Genomic DNA, 19,174 nt, shown 5'->3' with positions numbered 1-19,174 from the left:
CCAAATCCTATGCGCTTGCGAAAATGAACCAGTTCCGTGCTATGGCAAGGCAGCCTGCGTTGAAATTCCTGCATGCCGCAAAAAGCCTGGTAGTAGGGATTACGTTTCCACTGCAATACCACTGCTTCATCGCTCAAGTTCTCCAACTGCTTGAGGATCAACAACCCAACCATCAGGCGAATCGGTTTACTGGGCGCACCTGTGTCTTCGGTGTAATGAACGCTAAACGCTTTATCAAACTCATGCCAGGGAATAACGGTTGATAGTTTGAGCAGCGGATCAGAAGAATCAAGCTGTAACAACAGGTCTGTTTCAAACAAACTGAGTTGATGAAAAGTTTTGCTGGGTGTGAGCATCGATAAATCACCATTTCGACCAGAAATAAGTGCTCATTTTATCATTTTCTGGTCGATCTGAACAGTACAATTATTGATATTTATAATTAATATCAATCACTTGAATGTATTTAAGCATCGACTAAATAAGTTTGAATATACTTACTCACGGCTGGAGCAGCCACCAGCATCTATTTTAGTAGTCCCAAAAAATCACTTACTTTCACACTCTTATAAACCAAGGATTCGACACAATTAATTTCTTTCCAAAAACAACTGCATATTTGGTTTTAAGTATTTAAAACGAAAAAAAATTCCTACATGATGGCTACACAACGAAATAAATAAAAATATAACCTAAATTAATATCACTAACCTAGTGATTTTATGGTGGGTCTGGTTGGACTCGAACCAACGACCAAGGGATTATGAGTCCCCTGCTCTAACCAACTGAGCTACAGACCCGAATATTGTAATTTATTAGTTACTGGTATCCAGAAAACTACGTAATCTTTCGGAACGTGCGGGATGGCGTAATTTCCGCAAGGCTTTGGCCTCAATCTGGCGGATACGTTCACGCGTTACATCAAATTGTTTTCCTACTTCTTCAAGTGTATGGTCAGTATTCATTTCGATACCGAAACGCATCCGCAACACTTTTGCCTCCCGTGGTGTTAATGAATCAAGTATATCCTTTGTGACACCACGCAAGCTAGCATAAACTGCCGCGTCGGAAGGTGCCATTGTGGCTGCATCCTCGATGAAATCGCCCAGATGAGAATCCTCGTCATCACCAATTGGTGTTTCCATGGAAATAGGTTCCTTGGAAATTTTGAGTATCTTGCGAATTTTCTCTTCCGGCATTTCCATTTTTTCAGCGAGCACTGCAGGTTCGGGTTCTTGTCCGGTTTCCTGAAGAATCTGGCGCGAGATACGATTCATTTTATTGATGGTTTCGATCATATGAACCGGAATACGAATAGTACGAGCCTGGTCCGCGATGGAACGTGTGATGGCTTGGCGTATCCACCAGGTTGCATAGGTGGAGAATTTATAGCCACGGCGGTATTCAAATTTATCAACCGCTTTCATCAAGCCTATATTACCTTCCTGTATTAAATCAAGAAACTGCAAACCACGGTTAGTATACTTTTTAGCAATTGATATAACCAAGCGCAGATTGGCTTCGGTCATTTCACGTTTTGCGCGACGCGCTTTGGCCTCACCGGTTGACATTTTCCGGTTGATTTCTCTGAGATCCTTTATTGAAATACCAATTGTATCTTTAAGCGCCAGCAGTTTTTGCTGCTGCTCAAGAATTTCCGGCTTGTAATGTTCCAGTGCCTGACTATATGTCTTGGCTGCATTGATTTCATTGTCAACCCAGTCAAAGTTTGTTTCATGACCAGGAAATGTTTTTAGGAAATGGCTGCGTGGCATTTTCGACTTGGATACACAAAGCTCCATTATTTTGCGTTCATAGCTGCGCACATTCCGAACTAGGCTGCGCTGTGTATCACAAAGCTTTTCAACCATTTTTGCAGAAAATCGAATACACATCAATTCGTTGGAAATTTTTTCCTGTAACTCCCGGTACTTGCGGCTTCCAGGCCCTTCTTCCTTGAGTACGGCTTGCATGTCCGAATAGCGTGCACGAACAATTTCAAAATGTTCTGACGCACCGGCTTTAAGCCTCATCAAGTCTGCGCTGCCAATTGTGTCGCTGTCATCGGACTCATCATCTGAATCATCATCCATGTCGTCCAGGTCCGCACCCAGCGATTCGCCCATCATTTCTTCATTAACAATATCTTGATCATCCGAGTCAACCAATCCATCGACCACTTCATCAATGCGCAGCTTGTCACTTTCCACTTCTGAAGCAAGTTTAATGATCTCCGCAATAATTGGCGGACACGCGGAGATGGCTTGAATCATATGACGTAACCCGCCTTCAATACGCTTGGCAATCTCGATTTCGCTCTCGCGGGTTAACAATCCGACCGAGCCCATTTCCCGCATGTACATTCGCACCGGATCGGTCGTACGCCCAAACTCCGAGTCTACTGAAGACAGTGCAGCTTCCGCTTCTTCTGCGACATCTTCATCGGCAACGGTAGTTGCAGCATCCGACATCAACAATGTCTCAGCATCAGGTGCTTCGTCATGCACGGAAATACCCATATCATTAATCATGCTGATGATGCTTTCTATTTGCTCGGCATCGAGCATATCGTCTGGCAAATGATCGTTTATTTCCGCATAGGTCAGATAACCACGTTCTTTGCCCAGCACAATCAGTCTCTTGAGGCGCATACGCCGCGCTTCAATATCCTGCGCCTGCAAATTATTTTCAGATGAAGCGGCAGCAGATTCAAGGCTATTGAGCTGTTCTGTAATTGCTGCAGCTTTTGATTTTTTACTGGCCCTGGTTTTTGTTTTCTTCAACGTCTTGGACAAGAAATCTTGTGTAACATCGCTGGAGCCTGAATTTTCAGCTGCACTACTGGCTTTTTTTCGCGCTTTTTTCACTGTATCCGCTGGTCTCTTTGTCTCTGTAGTATTTTGCGCTTGACCCTTTTGTAGTAAAATCTCTTTCCGATCTTCTGCTCCTGCGGCAGACTTTTTCGCCGTTGTCCCAATTGCTTTATCCGGTTTTGTCTTTGACATATACATTTCCAAAATTGGATGAAATTAATTAAAAGTATTAAAGCCGAAAGCGACGGATTATATCAAAAATCTCACTCGCTGGCATTCTGACGACATATCTATGCAACTAATCCTCTGGTATTATTGTCCTGCCCGGCCGTGAACACCAGTCGCCTAAATTCAGGATTGCATATCGATCATATCGTTTTAATCATTAGTGCATAGCCAAGCGCTGGAGTTCGCGCTTCTCCGCATCAGTCAGCAAATTTAAAGGTTTATTATGTAGTTCCTTCATCCGTTTTTTCCGCTGCATTTCCTGCAGTTTTTTTACAGCACCGGCAAATTCCGCTTCAAGATCCATTGCATCATCCCATTCCAGTATTTCGCTTTCGATTTTCTCCAGCAATACACGATAAGGATTATCCTGCAAAAATGACAGAATTGACATTGCTTGTGCGTTATCCACAATATCTGGGTGGCCGTTAAAAAATTCAACGAGGTATTTCAGTGCAGCCAATTCTTCATTAGTGTCATTGTCCAGCACTAGTGTCTCATTTTCCAGATTACGAAAAAATTTTGGATTGTACAACAACAGTAGCAGCAGCCAGCGGCAGGGCGATGCGGGCTGTTTCCGGGCTGTTTTTGCAGGCACACGAACTGAAGCGGTCTGTTTTATCTGTAATAGTGTTGCCAATTCATTCTGATCCAAAGCACTTAGTTCCGACAGCCGTTTCAACAGCATCAGCATCAAAGCTGGCGCTTTGATTCGCTGCAACATTGGCTTGACATCATGGATTAATCGGGCGCGACTTTCGCTCGTTTGCAGGCTTTGTCCACAAGACAATGTATGCAACAGAAATTCAGATAACGGTACTGCCTGTGCAACATGCTGTTCAAATGCATCTTTTCCGTTCTTTCTGACAAAACTGTCCGGATCTTCGCCCTCGGGCAAAAACAAAAAATGAATAGTTTTGCTATCGGTTAATTGATCGAGGCTGTTTTCAAGCGCACGCCATGCTGCTTTTTTACCGGCGTTGTCGCCATCAAAACAAAAAACGATTTTATCGGACTGGCGCAACAACTTTTGAATATGGACACTTGTTATCGCCGTACCCAATGTTGCGACGGCATTATCGATGTCATACTGTGACAAAGCCACAACATCCATATAACCCTCAACGACAATCACATAACCCGCATCCCGGATCGCCCTGCGCGCTAAGAACAGGTTATATACCTCTTGTCCTTTTACAAATAAATCTGTTTCGGGCGAATTAAGGTATTTGGGCTCGCCCTGCCCCACGATGCGCCCTCCAAAAGCAATAATTTGACCTTTTTGATTCAGAATCGGAAACATAATTCGGTCTCTGAACCGATCGTATTGCTTGCCATCCTCACCGGATACAGCCAGACCTGCATGCACCAGTTTTTTTCTTGTTTTCTCAGTTCTGTAATCAGCAAACAAAGCTGATAAGCTGTGCCAGTCATCGGGGGCATAGCCTAACCCGAATCGTGCTGCAGTTTCCCCGCTAACCCCTCGCTGTTTGAGATAGTCAACTGCCTTTTCCGACTGTTTCAATTGTTTCCGGTAAAATTGGGTTGCTGCGCGTATGATCTCGAGCAGATCATGTAAAACACAATCAGTATCACGATCCTCATTATGCGCCGTATTTGAACGGCCCGTACTTACGTCGGACTGCGGTTCAGGCACTTGTAAACCGACGGAAAAAGCCAGTTCCTTAACAGCTTCCACAAATCCGATTCCACGGTATTCCATCAGAAAATTAATCGCGTCGCCGTGAGCGCCGCAACCAAAACAATGGTAAAACTGTTTAACAGCACTTACTGTAAATGATGGTGTTTTTTCAGTATGAAAAGGGCAGCAAGCGACGTAATTGGCGCCGGCTTTTTTAAGAGAAACATGCCGGTCGACTGCATCTATTATATTGACGCGGGCAAGTAAATCATGAATGAATGACTCCGGTATCATGTTTTAAAATCAATCAACTCCCGGCAAAAAAGAAGAGTGAGAAAACAGATCAGTCTAATGATTTTGCCTATTCTAACCAGCTATTTTTGTTTTCACAATTGCCGATACCTTGCCCATATCGGCACGACCGCTAATATTAGGCTTTAATATTGTCATGACTTTACCCATATCCTGCATGCCTTTTGCATCAGCAATTGATATGGCCTCAATAACCAGTTTGTCAATTTCTTCTTCCGACAAACCCCTGGGCATATAAACGCTGAGAATATTCATTTCTTCTTTTTCTACGGTAGCCAGATCGTGGCGCTGCGCAGCTTCATATTGCTGAACTGAATCCCTGCGCTGTTTTAGCATTTTTTCAATTACCGTAATAATCGCCGTATCATCAAGCTCCCGATGTCCGTCGATTTCTTTTTGTTTGATGGCTGCCTGTAATAGCCGAATGGTATCGCGCTGCCGGACGTCACCCGCACGCATCGCGGCTTTCATATCATCGGTAATCTTTTGTTTAAGACTCATCTTCCATACTGAAGCACATTCAGCGCCAATTCAATTTCGATAGTGCAGGTCTTTTAGAAAAAGCTGCCACTAATAAAGTTTAGGCGGCAATAGCTGGCTACGAAGACGTTTGTAGTTGCGCTTGACAGCAGCTGCCAATTTACGCTTGCGCTCCGCTGTGGGTTTTTCATAGAATTCACGTGCACGCAATTCAGTCAACAAGCCGGTTTTCTCAATTGTACGTTTAAAACGACGCATTGCAACTTCAAACGGCTCATTTTCTTTAACTTTAACAGTTGTCATAAATCTTCAAAATCCTCCTATATTATCCTATATACGCACAAAAAGCCTTATATAATACCATAATTTTTTAAAATCGTGTATCTATGATTATTTTAGGGATAGAAACCTCTTGCGACGAAACAGGAATAGCACTTTACGACACAGACAGCGGTTTGTTAAATCATGCACTATATTCACAAATCGACATGCACAGTGAATATGGCGGCGTTGTACCGGAGCTTGCTTCCCGGGATCATATTCGACGTATTCTCCCGCTCATTGAACAGGTACTGAGCAAAGCGCAATTGGCGCTTGGCGATATCAATGCAATTGCCTGCACGCAGGGACCAGGCCTCGCAGGCGCCTTGTTGGTGGGCGCCAGTGTCGCCGCTGCACTTGGTTACGCGCTAAACATTCCTGTACTGGGTATCCATCATCTTGAAGGACACCTGCTCTCCCCGCTATTGTCAACACCAGCGCCACAATTTCCCTTTATCGCACTGCTGGTCTCAGGGGGTCACACGCAGCTCATGCAAGTTAATGGCGTAGGACAATACCGTTTATTGGGCGAAACCCTGGATGACGCCGCCGGAGAGGCTTTTGATAAAACAGCAAAACTGCTAGGACTCGGTTATCCCGGCGGTGCAGCCTTATCAGAACTTGCCCGGCAAGGCCGTCCCGGGAAATTCAAGTTGCCTTGCCCAATGATCGATAGCGGCGACCTCAATTTCAGTTTCAGCGGACTCAAAACTGCAGTGCTGACTCTGATTAACAAGCAGCACATGAATCCTCAGACAAGTGCAGATATTGCCTTGGCCTTTCAGGAAGCCATAGTTACCGTGCTCACCGAAAAATCACTCGCAGCGTTATCGCATACCAATTTAAATCAACTGGTCGTTGCTGGAGGAGTTGGCGCAAATCAGCGACTGCGCCGGCACTTGACACGCAAAACCGCTTCCATCGGCGCGACCGCTTTTTATCCACAGCTGGAGTTTTGTACCGATAACGGCGCCATGATCGCGCTTGCCGGTGCAATGCGATTACAGACAAACGATAAAATCCGTCAGGCTACGGCAGGCAGTTTTACTGTGCGAGCGCGCTGGAGCTTGTCCCCGGGGGGCGTTAACACAAAGCGATAATTCCAGCTAAGACATTATGTGCCCGGATTTATTTTTTTGCTATCAACGCTTCATATTTTGCGCGCAACTGCGCTTTGCTTTCAACAACATCCGGATTGGAAACGATGCAATCAACCGGACAGACCTCAACACATTGCGGCACATCGTAGTGCCCCACACATTCGGTACATTTCTCGGGATCAATCATGTAAATTTCTTCACCCTGTGAAATGGCGCCATTCGGACATTCCGGCTCGCAAACATCACAATTGATACACTCGTCCGTTATGATTAATGCCATTGCTTCCTCAAATATAAACCGTTATTTTCGTACAATTTTATCGTGCAACCTTTGCGCCACAATCGGATGTACAAATTTATCCGCCTTGCCGCCGAGTAACGCAATTTCCCGGACAATTGTTGCTGAAACAAACATGTACTGTTCGCTCGGTGTCATGAATAACGTTTCAACATCGGGATACATGCTGCGGTTCATACCCGCCATTTGGAACTCATACTCAAAGTCAGAAGCGGCGCGCAAACCACGTAAAATAATTTTGGCATCATGTTGCCGCAAAAAATCCATTAACAAACCTGAAAAAGGAATGATCGTCACATTATCACAACCGGATAAAACCTGCGTAGCCATATCAACGCGCTCTTCCAGGGAAAAAAACGGGTTTTTTCCGCTGCTGTCAGCAACAGCCACAATCACCTGATCAAAAAGACGTGCAGCACGCCTGACAAGCCCTTCATGTCCACGCGTCACCGGATCGAAGGTCCCGGGGTAAACAGCCCTATCCATTGCTCTCCACTGTTAAGGACAATTCCAGTAACTGATAATTCACCTTGCCAGCTTGTCCTTTACGCCGCACGCGCCACAGTTCATCGAATGTACAGTGTTGACCGCCTTCAATATATACTTGCCCTCCCTTTGCAAGTCGCTGCGGCAGTTGAGGCAGGATGCCGGGCAACAATTCCCGCCGGTAGGGCGGATCAAGAAAAATAAGGTCAAACCGACGCATGTCGGCAATCAAGAAAGTCAATGCATTCATTTGTACCAAGTCAACGCGATCGGCTTCTAATGCTTTTTTATTCTTCTGCAACGATTGAAATACGGCGCTGTCTGATTCTACCATTACCACTTGTGCAGCACCGCGCGAAGCCGCCTCAAAACCCAGCACGCCACTCCCGGAAAAAAGATCGAGGCAGCGCATGCCACTTAGACTCTGTCCCAGCCAGTTAAACAATGTCTCACGCACCCTGTCAGGCGTTGGACGCAGATCAGACCGGAAGGGAAAGGTGATCATGCGGCTGCGCCAGCTACCACCGATAATGCGCACCCTACTCTGATTCGACGCCATAACCGATATCCGGCTTATTCATCAACCGCTCCAACTATCACTGTCACCATGCTTTCCGGATGAATACGGCGGGAGAACGCATCTTTGATTTGCACCGTGGTTACAGCTTCGACCGCCTTTAAATAATCGTCAAGATACGTCAATGGCAGGTTATAAAAACCTATCATGGCAAGATAGGCCAGTATTTTTGAATTGCTGTCAAGCCTGAGTGGAAAACCACCTATCAAATTCTGTTTGGCTGCGGTCAGCTCCTGTTCGCCCGGTCCTTCGGCGATAAAATCCTTTAATACCGTCTGCGTTACTGCAAGCGCTTCTTCAGATTGTTCCTTTTTCGTCTGCAGGCCAATCTGGAAAGGTCCTTTTTCACGCAGCGGAGCAAAGAAACTGTATACACTGTAAGCCAGTCCTCTTTGCTGACGAATTTCCTCCATCAGACGCGATACAAAACCACCACCGCCCAAAATGTAGTTTCCGACCAGCAGAGGAAAATAATCCGGATCATTTCTACGCATGCCGGGATGGGCAAGTAGAATATGACTTTGTGTCGCAGGGTGGGCAATTCGTTCAATCTTCCCGTGTGTGTCTTTGACAGGTGGTACCGGGCTGTCATCTATTGCTTTACGTGGCAGTTCATTTGTCAATGATTCAGCAATGCTGGCCGCTTCCTGCCTACTGATATCGCCAATAATGGCAATCACCGCATTGGCAGCCGCATAGTGGGATTGATAAAACCTGAGCAGATCTTCTTGCTGCAATGCAGCAACGGTTTCAATGTCGCCTGATCCATTTAATCCGTAGGGATGGTCGCCATAAAGCATTTTCATAAGGGTTCGCCTGGCAATGTAATCCGGCTTGATGCTTGATTCTTTTATACTGGCAATGATTCTGGTTTTCTCACGCTGCAGGATATCCTGTGGAAATTCCGGGTATTGAATAATGCGGGAAAAAATATCTAATGCCACCCGGCGTTCGCGTGCGTGGCTTAACGTTCGAAGCGTAATACCTGCGCGATCTGCATCAAAATTTGAACCCAGCTGAGCACCTACATCGGCCAGTGCGTTAGCGATTTCATCTTCAGACAAACCGCCTGCGCCAAGTTTTAACATTCGGCGCGTCAAATTTGCCAAACCCGATTTCTCAGGAAGATTTTTGCTGCTGCCGGCAGCAAACTCGACACTGATATCGACAATAGGCAGAGCGTTATTTTTCACAAAGTAAACACGCGCTCCGTCTGAAGTCCGCCAAAATTGAATTTCAGGCGAAGCAAATACACTTTGTGAATAAATACTGATCAGTAAAACAAAGATATATTTTTTTATGTGCATAATGAATTCCGTGGAATACATATTAAATGGATCAGCCGCTGTTTCGCAATCCGGAAGTCACACCATTAATCGTTAGATGAATCGAACGTTTTACTTCATCGCTGTTTTCACCGGATCGATACCGTCGCAACAATTCCACCTGCAAATGGTTGAGCGGATCAATATAGGGTGTGCGATTATCAATACTACGTGCCAGCGTCGGATTATCCTGCAGCAACTCGGTATTGCCGGTTATGGCAAAAAGCCACTTAATGCTGCGCTCCCACTCTTGCCGGATACGCCCAAAAATTTGATCGCGCAAAGCCGCATCGGTTACCAATTCCGCATACCGGGAGGCAATACCCATGTCCGTTTTGGCCAGCACCATGTCCATGTTCGATAACAGGGTCTGCATAAATGGCCATGTCTGATACATTTCCTGCAGTAACGCCAGACCGTTTCCGCTTTGATCTTCTTGCAAGAAGGCCTCGACCGCCTGTCCGAACCCATACCATCCCGGTAGCATTGCACGGTTCAGCCCCCAGCTGAATACCCAGGGAATAGCGCGCAAATCCTCAATTTCGTCCGATGCTTTACGCGATGAAGGGCGGCTGCCGATATGCAGACCGGATATTTCACGTATTGGCGTAGATTCCTGAAAAAACTGTTTGAAACCGGGCGTCTCAAACACCAGATTCTGATAAGCCTTGAATGAGTGTACAGCAAGCTTCTCCATGGCTTGATAATAACGTCCGGCATTGTCTCCAATCGGATCATTTCCTAACAGTGTCGATTCGATTGTGGCAGCCACCAGCGTTTCAAGATTTCGCCGGCCGATTTCCGGTTCGGCATATTTGCTGCTGATGACTTCGCCTTGTTCCGTGACACGAATCTGGCCGTTAACGCTTCCCGGCGGCTGCGCCATTATACCTTGATAACTTGGACCGCCACCCCGGCCGACAGTACCGCCACGCCCATGAAAAAGCCTTAATTCGATTTGATGCTTGGCAAATATTCTGGTCAGCTCAATTTCGGCTTTGTAAATTTCCCAGTTGGAAGTGATAAATCCACCATCTTTATTGCTGTCAGAATATCCCAGCATAACTTCCTGTACACTACCGCGCGAAAAAAGCAACCTTTTGTAATAAGGCAAGGAAAACAATTGATCCATGATATCGCCGCAACCGCGCAAATCTGTTATGGTTTCGAACAAGGGAATGATATTTAAACCGAGATGCGGATTTTCTCCGGCCTGAAGCAAACCAACTTCCTTTAGCAGCAATGCCACTTCCAGTACATCTACGACATGGGTTGTCATGGAAATAATGTAATTGGGAATGGCTGCATGCCCAAAACGGCAATGAATTTCCGCCGCCATTTGAAGGATACGCAATTCATTCTGCGTGGATTCAGAATATTCCAGATACGGTGAAAGCAGCGGGCGCGGACTGCTGATCTCATCGAGCAGCCATTGAACGCGTTCATCTTTTGACATTTCTAAATAATTCTGTCCATGTGTTGTTTGCTCATACAGTTCGGCAACAACCTGTTCGTGCACTTTACTATGCTGACGCATGTCCAGTGGGGCCAGATGAAAACCAAAAACATCCGCGGCCCGCCGCAAGTTTCGCAGTGCACCGCGCGCTATCCAGTTTGCCTGATGATGTTTGAGTGATTTGATAATCGTGTCGAGATCATGCACGAATTCGGCGCTGTCCGCATAGGGCGCGGCGCCATCAATCGCTTCTTTTTGCCGAACGGTATGTCCCAACTGCTGACTGGTAGCCGTCAGACGCGCACCGATGCCGATGAATGCCCGACGATACGGCTCATCAATACGGCAGGCCGGAACCTCCGGGCATGTAGCGGCCAATTTTTCCAGTTCGTCAGTCATATTGATAAGCCGTTCGGCAAGACTCATGGTATGACCGATTCTTTCCACTTCCTCGATGTAATAATCAAGCGCCAGCGCCGATTGCTGTTCCACTGCATACAACATTACCTGATGGGTAACATACGGATTACCGTCTCTGTCGCCGCCAATCCAGCTGCCAATGCGCAGAAATGAATTTACCCGGGGCGCTTTGTCACCCAGATGACGTTCCAGCAGATTTTCTATCTTTGCATAAATATAAGGCACTTGCGACAAAAAGGTATAGCTGTAATATGCCAATCCGTTATCGATTTCATCGTTTACAGATAAACGAACTGACCGTAACATACGCGTCAACCACAAAATCTGAATCATAGTGCGCAAATTTTCCTCATTCTGACGCTCTTCATTCGGCGTCAACTGAGTCAGCGCACGCTCCCTTAATAAGCGTTCTATTGTCAACTGACAGTCCAGAATGCTTCTGCGCTGAACTTCAGTCGGATGCGCTGTCAACACTGGAGAAACGACCGCTTTGGCAAAAAATTTGGCCAGCGCTTCACTGTCGATGCCTTTTTCCAGAACCCGCTCCAACGCCCGCGTTACACTCCCGGCCTGAGGAGACGAACCCGCACAAAGATGCGCACGACGGCGGCGATTATGATGCACATCTTCAGCAATATTTGAAAGCTGTGAAAAATAACTAAAAGCACGCACCACCACAACGGTTGCTCTGTTGCTGAGTTCTGTAAGTATCTGGTCGAGCTCCTGGCGCGCTTGTGGATCCTGCTCCCGATGAAAACGAATGGCGGTTTGCCGAATTTTTTCCACCAGATCGAAAGCTGCGTCTCCTTCCTGTTCCCGCAGAATTTCTCCCAGTATACGACCTAATAAGCGAATATCCTCTCGAAGCGGCAAATCCTTATCATCAGAGGATTCTTTTACGGGATGATTTTCAATACCTACAATATGCATAGCGTTACTTCGCCTCTAGTTTAAAAATTTTTTGACATTGCCTTTAATTCAGGTCTGGAACAGTTTGTGTTTGTCCAAGCCGACGCGGGTCATGCTAGAATGGCCGCCTGATCAAAATAGAGAGAATCTTTCATTTTTATTATTTTTATTGAATGTCCAGCTCATTTCACACTCCCAAACGCATAATTATCGCTTCTCGTGAAAGCCTGCTAGCTATGTGGCAAGCTAAACATATCCGGCAACGGTTAATCCAATTATACCCGCAAACCGAAGTTAACATACTCGGCATGACAACCAAAGGGGATCAGATACTCGATCAGTCATTATCAAAAATTGGTGGAAAAGGTCTTTTTATCAAAGAATTGGAGCAGGCCTTGGAAGACGGACGCGCCGATATTGCCGTACATTCCATGAAAGACATGCCAATGAATGTACCTGATGAATTTATCCTGGCAGCCATCACCGAGCGCGAAGATCCGCGCGATGCGTTTGTTTCCAATCAATACAAAAATCTTGATGCACTACCCGCCGGCAGTATTGTCGGCACATCCAGCCTGCGGCGTGAAAGCCAATTGCGCGCGCAATTTCCGTATTTGAATGTCAAGCCGCTGCGGGGTAATGTACAAACGCGCCTGCGCAAACTGGACGAAGGTCAATATGCTGCTATTATTCTGGCTGCCGCCGGACTGAAGCGACTGGATTTGTCAGACCGCATCACCGCACTGCTAAATCCCGAACAAAGCTTGCCCGCAGTTGGGCAAGGTGCACTAGGCATTGAATGCCGTCATGATCGATCAGATCTTATCGCTTTACTGCAACCGCTGCACCATCAGAGAACAGCCTGTTGTGTTACAGCAGAACGCGCCATGAGCCGTGTGTTGGGCGGCAGCTGCCAGATACCGCTGGGCGCATTTGCTGAAATCGAGAACAATCAGCTGAAATTGCGTGGCTTTGTTGCCAGTCCTGACGGTTCACAATTTGTACGTGACGCATCAAGCGGAAACCTGGAAAACGGAGAAGATATGGGTGAGAAAATGGCGCACGACCTGATCGCGCAGGGTGCGGACAAAATTCTTGCTGCAATCGAAACCCAAAGTGGCTGGTAATAATGAATCAGGCGCACTGCCCCTTGCAAGGAATCAATGTACTGGTAACCAGGCCTGAACGTCAATGCGTTTTTCTGGCTGAAAGTATCCGCAAGCTGGGTGGTAATCCGGTTATTTTTCCGGTCTTGAAAATCTCTGACATTAAAAATAAAAAACCGTTGCTGGCGCTTATTCAGCGGCTGGATACATTTGATCTGGCGATTTTCGTCAGTCCCAACGCCGTTGACAAAGCCATGCCTCTGATTCAGTCGCACCATGAATCTCTTGATCCGTTGCTCGCACACATGAAAATTGCCGCTGTCGGCAAAGGCACTGCACATACATTAAAAAAACATGGTGTAAATGAAGTCATTTCGCCGGAAAATCGGTTCGACAGTGAAGCATTGCTTGAACAGAATGCATTACAGCATGTAACAGGAAAGCGCGTGGTTATTTTTCGTGGCAACGGTGGCCGGCCATTGCTCGGCGACACATTGATACAACGTGGCGCTTTGTTGGAATATGCAGAATGCTACCAGCGCAGCAAACCCGATATCAATCCCGGTGCGCTTATATCAGACTGGTCCCAGGGTAGAATTAATGCTGTTGTTATCACAAGTTCAGAGGGATTACAAAATTTGTTTGACATAATTGGCTTCCATGGCCAACAATTGCTGAAAATAACACCTGTATTTACTGCGCACGGCCGCATTGCCGCTAATGCCCGGAAAGCCGGACTTGAAACAGTCGTACAAACGGCGGACAGCGGAGATCAAGGTTTACTGCAGGGCATGCAGGATTATTTTTACAGAAATAAAAATAATCAATTGTTTTTATAAAATAATGTTGTTTACATGAAGTAAATCTAAAAGGGTTTATATGTTCTAACAGGGGAAGGGGAGCGTCAAACGTTGTTGATGGACTGATAGTGTAATGAAACCTGGGCCTTAAATTGAGTTGCTTAGAAAATTGAGATTGCATTGGTGGATAACAGGACAACGGTGTTAGACATGGCCAGTCAAATCCAGGCAAAATGAGCACAGACTGATTTCGGGCGTCAGAAATAACAAGGAGAGGATATGAGACTGATACTTTGGGTGTTAGTACTGTTTGGTGCAGCAGTTGCCGTTGCGCTGGCAATCGAAGAATATGGGACAGGTCATCTCGTCGTGGAAATCCCGCAGTATGAGCAAATTGAGTTGTCGCTCGATTATGCTATTGCCGGGCTTCTCGCAGCTTTTATTGTTTTTTATATTCTGGTTCGGATTCTGAGCAGTTTACTGAACCGCCGGGACATCAAAGCGGAATCTTTGATGCAAACCGGTATAAAAGCTTTTTTTGAGGGTGATTACGACTATGCCAAGAAATGCGCTGCAAAAGGCTTTAAATTGGCAAAAACACCACTTATCAAAGCCATTAATTCAGTAATCGCAATACGCGCGGCACAGCAGACAGCAGACATTTCGACGCGAAATAAACTGCTTAAAAAAACAGAACAAACGTTACAGGATGAAAGAACACTGCGGCTGGTGACCAAAGCCGAAATGCTGCTCAATGACGGCAATTATCAGGAAGCGCTGAACACGCTGCAGGACTTGTATTCCACCGGCGGATTGCAGCCGACCGCCGTTCTGGAACTGGAGATGGAAGCACACCGGCAGGCCGGCAATTGGGACGCTGCTCTTGAAATCAGCCGTATTCTTATCCGCCGTCATCCGCTGAACAAAAAGTATTACGAAATCATACAGCATCAGGCCCATTTGGAAAATTTCAAGATCAAAACCGCTGATATCGATGCTTTAAACAAATACTGGCACAGCCTGTCAGAAACAGAGCAAAAAAGCAGTCGCGTGGCAGTCGCCGCAGCACGTGCTTATATTGCTTCGGGTGATTGCGCCACAGCACATAAAATCATTGAACAGAATGTACAAACAGACTGGGATCCGGTACTCATTGCTTTGTATTCAGAATGTCTAAACTATCATGTCAGCAGGCAGATTGAATGCGCCGAAGTATGGCTGAAAGCACAGCCGGACAATGCGGGCCTGCTGTTAACGCTAGGCAAGTTATGCACGCACTGTGAACTGTGGGGCAAAGCACAGAATTATCTTGAAGCCAGCCTATCTGTTGAACCAACGCCGACCGCACATTTTGCTTTGGCGCAGTTGAATGAAAAACTGGGCAAACATGAACTCGCTATGGATCACTATAATAAAGCGCTTGGATTAACCATAAAACAGAATGACTCAAGCAGATAAAGACGCGCTTATGGCGAAATCTGCCTTGCTCAAATTCGACGGGAGCACGTATACGCTAAGAATGGCTGGTTGAAGGTGTAAATACATCTGAAAAAAAGCCGTCTCTGGAAAGTTTGCGCAAGGCAGTAAAATCGTGATAGGCGGCTTTAACCATCACCGGGGAGCCGCAGGCGTATACCTGGTGATGCTCAAGTGAAGAAAAGTCCTGCATGACAGCTTCATGCACAAGGCCCGTTCTGCCATCCCACCTATCTTCAGGCAGCGCATCGGACAGTACGGGAATAAACGTAAAGTGACCATGCTGCTGTTGCCATTGCTCGGCCAATTCTGCAAAATAAAGTTCGGCTCTGGTGCGCACGCCCCAGTAAAGTCTCATAGCGCGCTTGTGCTCCTTGCCGGCTTCCTGATAAAACACATGTTCAAGTATGCTTTTAATCGGTGCAAAGCCCGTACCACCGGCCAGAAAAATAATCGGCGCATCCTCCGCTGAATCACGCAGAAAGAATGAACCAAGCGGCCCCTCAAAACGCAGAATATCCTTTATCTTCATTTTGGTAAATACATGCGCTGCAAATACGCCACCTGGATAATTGCGCGCATGCAACTGCAGTACATCATCGTCATGTGGCGCATTCGCAAGTGAAAAACTGCGCCGCTTACCGTCTTTAAGCAAAATATCGATATACTGTCCGGCAAGAAATTGCAAGCGCTGGTTAGCGGGCAATTTTAAGGAAATAATCATCACGTCAGGTGCGACACGCTCGAGTTTCTCAACACGGGCAGGCAGTGTTTTTATTTCAATGTCCTTGACTGCGCCGATCTCCTGACATTCGATAACCAGATCGGATAGCGGCGAAGCACAGCAGAACAGTGCCATGCCAGCCAGTTTTTCTTCTTCTGTCAGCGTATCTTCATCATAACGCCCGTAATCGACAGTACCGCTCAACACTTTTCCTTTACAGATACCGCAAGATCCGTTACGGCATCCATACGGCAATGAAAATCCTTCACGCAAGGCGGATTGCAGAATAGTTTCACCGGGTGAAACATGCATAACATGCTCACTGGGTTTTATAATGATTTGTCGCGACATAGGTTGCTGAGGAATTAAAAAATAAACAGGATGAAAACATGCATGTAAAAAAAACAGCACTCATTGTAGGTTGCGGTGATATTGCGTTACGTACCGTGCGGCTTCTGCAAGCAAACTACCGGCTTTTCGGCTTATTTCGTAATCCGGATAATGCAGCGCCTTTTCGCTTACCCGGTGTCATTCCCGTTCAGGGTGACCTGGACCGTCCGGCCAGCCTTAAACGACTCGCCGGCATCGCGCAAATAGTGATTCATCTGGCGCCGCCACCCAATCGCGGTATCCGGGATACGCGTACCGCTCACTTACTTTCAACACTGTCAAAGCAGTCGAAAACTAAACCTAGAATTCTACCACAACGGTTTATCTATATCAGCACCAGCGGTGTATATGGCGATTGCCACGGCGCCATGATTGACGAAACCAGACCTTTGAACCCCATGAGTGATCGTGCAAAACGTAGGGCAGATGCTGAAAATCAAATCCGCAGATGGAGTGTGCGCAATCATGTGCCGGTTTCGATACTGCGTGTACCCGGCATATACGCTGAAAACCGCCTGCCATTGAAACGTATCCGGGAAAATCTGCCGGCCTTTGTTGCGGCCGATGACGGCTATTCCAATCATATCCATGCCGACGATCTTGCGTATATTATCTGCGCGGCCATACGCCACGGAAAACCTGGCAGAGCCTACAACGCCACCGACGACACGCAAATGAAAATGGGCGACTATTTCGACACCGTTGCCGACCATTTTGATCTTCCCCGGCCACCACGCATTCCGAAAACACAGGCAGCAGGCCGTATTTCACCCGGCATGCTGTCGTTTATGAACGAATCGAGACAGATAAGCAATTCGCGCATGAAAAAGGAATTGCATGTCACATTACGGTACTCGACGATTACAGCGGGAATACAGGATGCAAAAAAACATAACAAGGCGTGATAAAGCGAATCAAATCTTTAAATCGCGCCCGCCTAGTGCTCTTTCAACTTGATATTGCCGGCAGGCGATATGCCAGGTGCTCCAAAGCTGATGATTCGAAACCGGTCGCAAATGGTTTCAGAAACTTTGACTATTTACGTTGAAAACGTCACTGCCAGGCCAGCGAGAAAAAGAAAAGCATATTGCCGCAGCATTGGTTCAAGACGTTGCCTGGTACTCAGCCCATATGATATTGTCGGGTTCGGTGCGCTTGTCAGTGACTATGGCAACGCCGTGCCTGGCAATAGCATATGGATAGAGTACCAGGACAGCAATACCCGAGGAGACCCAGAGCCTTTCATAAATTGCATGCGCTGGATATGGTGCTGCCGGATTTGAATTTTCCGACCAGAACAAGGCTTGAAGAAACAATGCAAAACCATATCTTCTCTCAGACCAAGCTTATTGATCGATATCACAGCAACCAGAAACAACCCGCCAGATAAATTACGATGACTGCAGAACAGTTGGTTATTCTTGTGAATCGCAAAGCAGGCACAGCGAGAAAAATGGGGCATACGCATTTGCTTGAGTCGTTAAAGGTTGTCAACAGACCCATTCAACTGCAATGGCTTCACCCCTCAGAACTGTCGTTATGTATACAAAAGCTGGTTAATGACGGTAATATTAACGAACTTGCTGTCGGAGGCGGGGATGGAACGATAAGCCGCACAATCCAGCATCTGGTCGATACAAATATTGTGCTGTTTCCCCTTCCCTTGGGCACTATGAATCATTTTGTCAAGGACCTGAATCTTCCGGCCGATCTCGATAATTTTTTACCTTTATTGAATAGCCATTTAAGCCGCCGCGTTGATGTGGGGTGTGTAAATAATCAGTTTTTTTTGAATAATGTTTCCCTGGGAATGTATCCCCGCGTGGTGCGGTACAGGAGTGTTGTACGATTTTCTCAGCGGTTCCCCAAACTGATTGCAACGGCCTATGCATTGATAAAAGTGTTGCTGCGCCATCAATCCAGACGAGCATTTACATGGTGCACCAATAAAGGTGACGATATTAAATCTCCCATGTTTCTGGTTGCAAACAATTACTATAAATTTGACATGACCTCACTGGTACATCGCAAACGGCTTGACGAAGGGCATTTGATGATTATAGCACCTGCCGATACCAAACTATCTACCCTGTTGGAAGCAATATTGTATGCCTGGACGGATCGTATTGAGTATGCGCGCCGCCTTGACGTCCGTGCAGTAAAGGATATTGTCATCAACATTGATTCGGACACAACCCATGCTGTTATTGACGGCGAACTGACCAGATTGGATGTGCCAATTAAATTGCATATGAAAAAAGCGGCTTTGCGCGTAGTCAATTCGCAAGATGCTAGTGCTCTATCAATATGATAT

General features: G+C 46.5%; 18 protein-coding genes and 1 tRNA gene. 7 read left to right on the top strand and 12 right to left on the bottom strand.

The genetic code is table 11. The features are described from left to right. The 6 genes from BMY60_RS01895 to rpsU form a co-directional block, all read right to left on the bottom strand. The coding region (locus tag BMY60_RS01895; RefSeq protein WP_143057326.1) for a transposase at positions 1–356 on the bottom strand (356 nt) is incomplete at its 3' end. Positions 357–723: 367 nt separating this feature from the next. Continuing rightward, positions 724–800 (bottom strand) — tRNA-Ile (locus tag BMY60_RS01890). A 15-nt stretch (positions 801–815) separates the two neighbouring features. After that, on the bottom strand, positions 816–3,005 hold the full coding sequence (gene rpoD, locus BMY60_RS01885) for an RNA polymerase sigma factor RpoD (protein WP_177166536.1): 2,190 nt from the start codon (positions 3,003–3,005) through the stop codon (positions 816–818). 193 nt (positions 3,006–3,198) lie between these two features. Further along, positions 3,199–4,974 carry a DNA primase gene (gene dnaG / locus BMY60_RS01880; RefSeq protein ID WP_090330749.1) on the bottom strand — a complete coding sequence of 592 codons (1,776 nt, stop codon included), beginning with the start codon at positions 4,972–4,974 and terminating at the stop codon, positions 3,199–3,201. Positions 4,975–5,046: 72 nt separating this feature from the next. Next, complete coding sequence (locus BMY60_RS01875) at positions 5,047–5,493, bottom strand: GatB/YqeY domain-containing protein (RefSeq protein WP_090330747.1); 447 nt, start codon at positions 5,491–5,493, stop codon at positions 5,047–5,049. Between the two features lie 69 nt (positions 5,494–5,562). Beyond that, complete coding sequence (rpsU, locus tag BMY60_RS01870; RefSeq protein WP_090330746.1) at positions 5,563–5,775, bottom strand: 30S ribosomal protein S21; 213 nt, start codon at positions 5,773–5,775, stop codon at positions 5,563–5,565. 83 nt (positions 5,776–5,858) lie between these two features. Here rpsU and tsaD point away from each other — a divergent pair, with 83 nt between their 5' ends. Beyond that, positions 5,859–6,893, top strand: a complete 1,035-nt coding sequence (tsaD, locus tag BMY60_RS01865) for a tRNA (adenosine(37)-N6)-threonylcarbamoyltransferase complex transferase subunit TsaD (RefSeq protein ID WP_090330744.1) — start codon at positions 5,859–5,861, stop codon at positions 6,891–6,893. A 28-nt stretch (positions 6,894–6,921) separates the two neighbouring features. Here the strand turns inward: tsaD and BMY60_RS01860 are convergent, their stop codons facing one another. The 5 genes from BMY60_RS01860 to ppc are packed head-to-tail and all read right to left on the bottom strand — an operon-like array spanning position 6,922 to position 12,385. Then, entirely contained in the window at positions 6,922–7,173 is a 252-nt protein-coding gene (locus BMY60_RS01860) for a YfhL family 4Fe-4S dicluster ferredoxin (RefSeq protein ID WP_090330743.1), read from the bottom strand. Positions 7,174–7,194: 21 nt separating this feature from the next. Continuing rightward, complete coding sequence (gene coaD / locus BMY60_RS01855) at positions 7,195–7,677, bottom strand: pantetheine-phosphate adenylyltransferase (RefSeq protein ID WP_090330741.1); 483 nt, start codon at positions 7,675–7,677, stop codon at positions 7,195–7,197. Continuing rightward, positions 7,670–8,236: a 16S rRNA (guanine(966)-N(2))-methyltransferase RsmD gene (gene rsmD, locus BMY60_RS01850; RefSeq protein WP_090330740.1), complete on the bottom strand. Its 567-nt coding sequence runs from the start codon at positions 8,234–8,236 to the stop codon at positions 7,670–7,672. Before rsmD ends, coaD begins: the two co-directional genes overlap by 8 nt. Positions 8,237–8,250: 14 nt before the next feature. Then, positions 8,251–9,561, bottom strand: a complete 1,311-nt coding sequence (locus BMY60_RS01845; RefSeq protein WP_090330781.1) for a M16 family metallopeptidase — start codon at positions 9,559–9,561, stop codon at positions 8,251–8,253. 31 nt (positions 9,562–9,592) lie between these two features. Beyond that, a complete protein-coding gene (gene ppc / locus BMY60_RS01840; RefSeq protein ID WP_090330739.1) occupies positions 9,593–12,385 on the bottom strand; it encodes a phosphoenolpyruvate carboxylase in 2,793 nt (930 codons plus the stop codon). A gap of 152 nt (positions 12,386–12,537) precedes the next feature. Between ppc and hemC the strand changes: the two genes are divergently transcribed. The 3 genes from hemC (at position 12,538) to BMY60_RS01825 (ending at position 15,728) form a co-directional block, all read left to right on the top strand. Continuing rightward, the gene (gene hemC / locus BMY60_RS01835) at positions 12,538–13,491 is read left to right on the top strand and encodes a hydroxymethylbilane synthase (RefSeq protein WP_090330737.1); all 954 of its coding nucleotides are present in this window, start codon (positions 12,538–12,540) and stop codon (positions 13,489–13,491) included. 2 nt (positions 13,492–13,493) lie between these two features. Further along, positions 13,494–14,309, top strand: coding sequence for a uroporphyrinogen-III synthase (locus BMY60_RS01830; protein ID WP_090330735.1), 816 nt, complete (start codon positions 13,494–13,496; stop codon positions 14,307–14,309). Between the two features lie 240 nt (positions 14,310–14,549). After that, a complete protein-coding gene (locus tag BMY60_RS01825) occupies positions 14,550–15,728 on the top strand; it encodes a tetratricopeptide repeat protein (RefSeq protein ID WP_090330734.1) in 1,179 nt (392 codons plus the stop codon). A gap of 55 nt (positions 15,729–15,783) precedes the next feature. Here BMY60_RS01825 and BMY60_RS01820 read toward each other — a convergent pair whose 3' ends face one another. After that, entirely contained in the window at positions 15,784–16,821 is a 1,038-nt protein-coding gene (locus BMY60_RS01820) for a CDP-6-deoxy-delta-3,4-glucoseen reductase (RefSeq protein WP_090330732.1), read from the bottom strand. Between the two features lie 38 nt (positions 16,822–16,859). Here BMY60_RS01820 and BMY60_RS01815 point away from each other — a divergent pair, with 38 nt between their 5' ends. From BMY60_RS01815 to BMY60_RS01810, 3 genes are all read left to right on the top strand, one after another. Further along, the gene (locus BMY60_RS01815; protein ID WP_090330731.1) at positions 16,860–17,765 is read left to right on the top strand and encodes an SDR family oxidoreductase; all 906 of its coding nucleotides are present in this window, start codon (positions 16,860–16,862) and stop codon (positions 17,763–17,765) included. A gap of 290 nt (positions 17,766–18,055) precedes the next feature. Then, positions 18,056–18,250: a hypothetical protein gene (locus BMY60_RS15190; protein ID WP_143057325.1), complete on the top strand. Its 195-nt coding sequence runs from the start codon at positions 18,056–18,058 to the stop codon at positions 18,248–18,250. A 6-nt stretch (positions 18,251–18,256) separates the two neighbouring features. Next, complete coding sequence (locus BMY60_RS01810) at positions 18,257–19,171, top strand: diacylglycerol/lipid kinase family protein (protein WP_090330729.1); 915 nt, start codon at positions 18,257–18,259, stop codon at positions 19,169–19,171. Positions 19,172–19,174 lie beyond the last annotated feature (3 nt).

Source organism: Nitrosomonas sp. Nm51, assembly GCF_900111165.1.
Classification (GTDB): Bacteria; Pseudomonadota; Gammaproteobacteria; order Burkholderiales; family Nitrosomonadaceae; genus Nitrosomonas.
Note: the sequence above shows the minus strand (reverse complement) of the source record. Positions and strands in the feature narration are given on the sequence as shown.

Excerpts from the sequence above, each read along its gene's own strand:
- rpoD (WP_177166536.1), bottom strand. The coding sequence starts at position 3,005 with ATGTCAAAGACAAAACCGGATAAAGCAATTGGGACAACGGCGAAAAAG.
- dnaG (WP_090330749.1), bottom strand. The coding sequence starts at position 4,974 with ATGATACCGGAGTCATTCATTCATGATTTACTTGCCCGCGTCAATATA.
- BMY60_RS01875 (WP_090330747.1), bottom strand. The coding sequence starts at position 5,493 with ATGAGTCTTAAACAAAAGATTACCGATGATATGAAAGCCGCGATGCGT.
- rpsU (WP_090330746.1), bottom strand. The coding sequence starts at position 5,775 with ATGACAACTGTTAAAGTTAAAGAAAATGAGCCGTTTGAAGTTGCAATG.
- tsaD (WP_090330744.1), top strand. The coding sequence starts at position 5,859 with ATGATTATTTTAGGGATAGAAACCTCTTGCGACGAAACAGGAATAGCA.
- BMY60_RS01860 (WP_090330743.1), bottom strand. The coding sequence starts at position 7,173 with ATGGCATTAATCATAACGGACGAGTGTATCAATTGTGATGTTTGCGAG.
- coaD (WP_090330741.1), bottom strand. The coding sequence starts at position 7,677 with ATGGATAGGGCTGTTTACCCCGGGACCTTCGATCCGGTGACGCGTGGA.
- rsmD (WP_090330740.1), bottom strand. The coding sequence starts at position 8,236 with ATGGCGTCGAATCAGAGTAGGGTGCGCATTATCGGTGGTAGCTGGCGC.
- BMY60_RS01845 (WP_090330781.1), bottom strand. The coding sequence starts at position 9,561 with ATGCACATAAAAAAATATATCTTTGTTTTACTGATCAGTATTTATTCA.
- ppc (WP_090330739.1), bottom strand. The coding sequence starts at position 12,385 with ATGCATATTGTAGGTATTGAAAATCATCCCGTAAAAGAATCCTCTGAT.
- hemC (WP_090330737.1), top strand. The coding sequence starts at position 12,538 with ATGTCCAGCTCATTTCACACTCCCAAACGCATAATTATCGCTTCTCGT.
- BMY60_RS01830 (WP_090330735.1), top strand. The coding sequence starts at position 13,494 with ATGAATCAGGCGCACTGCCCCTTGCAAGGAATCAATGTACTGGTAACC.
- BMY60_RS01825 (WP_090330734.1), top strand. The coding sequence starts at position 14,550 with ATGAGACTGATACTTTGGGTGTTAGTACTGTTTGGTGCAGCAGTTGCC.
- BMY60_RS01820 (WP_090330732.1), bottom strand. The coding sequence starts at position 16,821 with ATGTCGCGACAAATCATTATAAAACCCAGTGAGCATGTTATGCATGTT.
- BMY60_RS01815 (WP_090330731.1), top strand. The coding sequence starts at position 16,860 with ATGCATGTAAAAAAAACAGCACTCATTGTAGGTTGCGGTGATATTGCG.
- BMY60_RS15190 (WP_143057325.1), top strand. The coding sequence starts at position 18,056 with ATGGATAGAGTACCAGGACAGCAATACCCGAGGAGACCCAGAGCCTTT.
- BMY60_RS01810 (WP_090330729.1), top strand. The coding sequence starts at position 18,257 with ATGACTGCAGAACAGTTGGTTATTCTTGTGAATCGCAAAGCAGGCACA.